Source organism: Pseudoalteromonas sp. SIMBA_162, from assembly GCF_046535955.1.
In the GTDB taxonomy this organism is placed as follows: domain Bacteria; phylum Pseudomonadota; class Gammaproteobacteria; order Enterobacterales; family Alteromonadaceae; genus Pseudoalteromonas; species Pseudoalteromonas marina.
In genome coordinates, this window is the sequence record NZ_JAWJBQ010000393.1 from 1 (window position 1) to 273 (window position 273).

General features: G+C 58.6%; 1 protein-coding gene. It reads right to left on the minus strand.

What is annotated here, in order from left to right:
• The coding region (locus R0J88_RS20180) for an ATP-binding cassette domain-containing protein (protein ID WP_410900903.1) at positions 1 to 269 on the minus strand (269 nt) is incomplete at its 3' end.
• Positions 270 to 273: the final 4 nt, after the last annotated feature.

Sequence of the window (273 nt, forward strand, 5' to 3'; positions counted from 1 at the left end):
GGCTTCTGGAACACCATGCCGACGCGACGACGCAATGCCACTTCATCCATGTTGCGCGCGTTGACGTCACGGCCATCCATCTCGACCAGACCTTCGATGCGCACGCTGCGGATCAGGTCATTCATGCGGTTCAGGCAGCGCAGGAATGTCGACTTGCCACAACCGGACGGGCCGATCAGGGCGGTGACGTTCTTCTGGAAGACATCGATGTTGATGTTCTTCAACGCCTTCTTCTCGCCGTACCACAGGTTGAGGTCTTCCACGCGAATGGCC